At 70.9% G+C, this 3042-nt stretch carries 3 protein-coding genes; 1 reads left to right on the top strand and 2 read right to left on the bottom strand.

Annotation, left to right across the window (positions count from 1 at the left end; all coding sequences use genetic code 11):
- Nucleotides 1-42: 42 nt before the first annotated feature.
- Nucleotides 43-312, bottom strand: a complete 270-nt coding sequence (locus ACFWI9_RS28755; RefSeq protein ID WP_338677408.1) for a DUF1876 domain-containing protein — start codon at nucleotides 310-312, stop codon at nucleotides 43-45.
- Between the two features lie 71 nt (nucleotides 313-383).
- On the bottom strand, nucleotides 384-1823 hold the full coding sequence (locus ACFWI9_RS28750; protein ID WP_387166436.1) for a helix-turn-helix domain-containing protein: 1440 nt from the start codon (nucleotides 1821-1823) through the stop codon (nucleotides 384-386).
- Nucleotides 1824-2162: 339 nt separating this feature from the next.
- Here ACFWI9_RS28750 and ACFWI9_RS28745 point away from each other — a divergent pair, with 339 nt between their 5' ends.
- Nucleotides 2163-2882, top strand: coding sequence for a DUF4232 domain-containing protein (locus ACFWI9_RS28745; protein ID WP_387166434.1), 720 nt, complete (start codon nucleotides 2163-2165; stop codon nucleotides 2880-2882).
- Nucleotides 2883-3042 lie beyond the last annotated feature (160 nt).

Genomic DNA, 3042 nt, shown 5'->3' with positions numbered 1-3042 from the left:
GGGGCCGCCCTGTGTCCAGGACCTGTCCGGTCGCTCAATCGGTCACCTCAGGGGGTGCGCGGAGCGGCCCGTGGCCTCCTCTATCTCGTCGTGCGCCTTGTCCAGCAACTGGCTCGCGATGTCCTTCAGCGCCCGGCCGCCCGCGATCTCCTCGCCGACTCTGAGCTGTCCCGGATCGGAGGGGTGACGGTTGGCGTTGCCATGGCCCCGCACCTCCGTACCGTCGGCGAGGCGGAGCATCGCGGCGGCCTTCGTCTTGTCGCCGTCCTCACGGAATTCCATCTCGACATGCCATCCGGTGAGCGTCTCCATGAGAGATCACCTCCAGCGGTATCACTCACCACCAGTTCCCAGGGTGCGCCGTCCGGCCGTTGATCACCACGTCACTGGGCGACCCATTCCCGCTTGTCGAACCAGTAGTCGTACACCTTGCGCGCCGCGATGGCCCGGGTGCTGAAGGGCTTGCCGCCCTTGTCCTTGATGATCACCGTGTCCTTCTCGTCGCCTCTGGTCCAGCCGAGCTCCAGATACCACTCGACATCGTTTTCCTCGGTGTGCACATCGAGGTTCAGGACCTGCGTGTCGCTGGTGGAGACCTGGTACGGGAAGTTCTTCGCGGGCACGACCCTGTCGCCGTCCTGACCGGCCACGGGCATGGCCACCGGTCCGCGGTCGTCCAGGTCGATGTCGAAGGTCTGCGGGGTGACTCCGCCGCCGCAGCCGAACGCCATGGTGTAGACCTTCGCGTCCGAGCGTGCCGCCTCCCGCCCGACGACCCGCACATTCAGGGAGTCGATCAGGACCGCCTTGTCGGAGTTGCCCGTCACGCTCAGCTGGAGCCGCAGATGCCCGGCCGGTGCGCCGTTCTGGGAGCGAGCCCAGGTCGGGAAGTCCTGGGGAGCCGGCGGCGGGGCCACCTGCTCCGGGTCCTTGTCCAGGACGTAGAGCTCGTCGCAGGGGGCCTCCCAGTTGTACGAGCTGATACCGACGGACGGGGCGAAACCGCCCCCGGTCTCGCCCTTGTCGGACGACGGCCTACCGCCCGAGCTCTCCCCGCCGGACGGCGAACCGCTCGGCTGCTTCGCCCCCGGCGACGTGCTGCCGCCCGGCGCGGCGGAGGCCGACCGGGACGCGGAGGGCTTCCCCGCCGGAATTTCCGTCACGGCTCCGGCGGGCTGCTGCTCCTCGGTGCGCTCGCGCTTCCCGCCACCTTCGTCCGGCAGCTGACTGGCCGCGACGGCGCCGGAGATGGCCAGCGCGCAGACGACGGCCGTGGCGACGGCGATACGGCGGGTGCGTCTGCGGGTGAGGGCCGTACGCCCGGCGGCCTCCGACCCGGGGTACGGAGCCGGAGCAGCGGCATCCTCGCCCGCCCTGTCCGCCTCGCCCTGCTGGTCCGGATCGCCCGCCCTGTCCGCCTCGCCCTGCTGGTCCGGATCGGTCGCCCCATCTGCCTCGTCCGGCTTGTCGGCCACTTCCGCCGCGTCCGCCGCTCGCGCCTTGCCGTCGGCCGCCTCGCCACCCGTCCGGCCGGACTCGGCTGACGCGGCGGCCTGGGGCGGCTCGGCGGCAGCCGTCCGGCCTCGCCCTCGTGCCGCATCGGCCAGAATCCACTGCCGGTGCAGCTCCACCAGTTCGTCGGGGCTCGCCCCGCAGAGCCGGGCAAGCCGCTCGACAGGTGCGTAATCCGTCGGCACGGCATCGCCATTGCAATAGCGATGCAACGTGGACGTGCTCATGTGGAGCTGTCTCGCGAGGGTCCCGTAACTGCGCCCCGAGCGCTCCTTCAACCCGCTCAGCAGCTCCGCGAAACCGCTTGACACTGTCCCACCCCGACTTTCCTGGTCGCTCCCCGTCCCGGGAACGCGTTCCAGGCGATGGGTATTTCACCTGGTCAGCACCCGTTCCGGCATTCCAACGTCCCCCATTGTCCTTGGTCGGTTGTCCCATCCGCCAACCGCTCCGCATGGTGTGTTCAGCACCAGCCGAGCCCGGGAGAACCGATGCGAACCCGAGTCAGCATCACCGATGTTGTCGCGACCTGCGTGTTGATCCTCTGCACCGCAGTCGTGATCACGCTGGTCAACCAGCGCTGAAGCAACGCCCGAACAGCGCCGAGAAACACCGAACACCGATCCGCATACACGGGGAGCCGATCCACCATGACCACCTTCCGTACCCGCACCGCCATCGCCACCGTCGCCCTTGTCGCGGGCCTGTCCCTGACCGCCTGCCAGAACGACGACGCGGCGGCGGGCGCGGCCTCCACGGGCGGCACGGCGAACGCCGGCGCATCCACCACGGCCGGCTCAGGTGGCGCCAAGGCCTCCTCGGGCACCTCGGGCACCTCGGGCACCTCGGGCACCGCGGGCACCGGCGGCTCGACCGCCACCTCCGGCAAGAGCGCCAGCGGTAGCACCGGCGGCCTGAACGCCGGTGGCGGCAACGGTGGCACCGACTCCTCCACCTGCACCACCGCCAACACCAGGGTCGTGGTCAGCAAGGTGGCGCGCCCGCTCAACCACATGCTGCTCACCATCACCAACACGGGCACCGCGGACTGCTCCGCCTACAACGCCCCGCTGCTCCGCTTCGACGGCGCGCAGTCCGCCACCCAGATCAACGAGGACAGCAAGCCGCAGGCCGTGGCCACCCTCGCCCCCGGCGAGTCCGCCTACGCCTCGATCCTGCTGAGCAGCGCGGCGGGAGACGGCGAGAACGGCGCTGACGCCAAGAACCTGACCATCCACTTCGCCCAGCGCGACGGCGGCGGTTCCGCCGGCGCCCCCGTCACCCTGAAGCTCCCCGCGGGCACCTACACGGACTCCACCGCGTCCGTGTCCTACTGGCTGAACAACATGGAGGACGCGCTCACCTACTGAACCCGGCTCCGGGTGATGCCGTCGAAGCGTGGGGTCGAACGGACGGCGCCCCCGGAACCGACAACGGCGGGGGGGGGGGGACCCCCCCCCCCCCCCCCCCGTAGGGGTGGGCCCGCCCCCCCCCCCCACCCCCCCCCCCGCCCCCCCCCCCCCCCCCCCA

Source organism: Streptomyces sp. NPDC127084 (assembly GCF_042724175.1).
GTDB lineage: Bacteria > Actinomycetota > Actinomycetes > Streptomycetales > Streptomycetaceae > Streptomyces.
Note: the sequence above shows the minus strand (reverse complement) of the source record. Positions and strands in the feature narration are given on the sequence as shown.

Bases quoted from the DNA above. Each gene is read 5' to 3' on its own strand.
- ACFWI9_RS28745 (WP_387166434.1), top strand. From the start codon at position 2,163: ATGACCACCTTCCGTACCCGCACCGCCATCGCCACCGTCGCCCTTGTC.
- ACFWI9_RS28755 (WP_338677408.1), bottom strand. From the start codon at position 312: ATGGAGACGCTCACCGGATGGCATGTCGAGATGGAATTCCGTGAGGAC.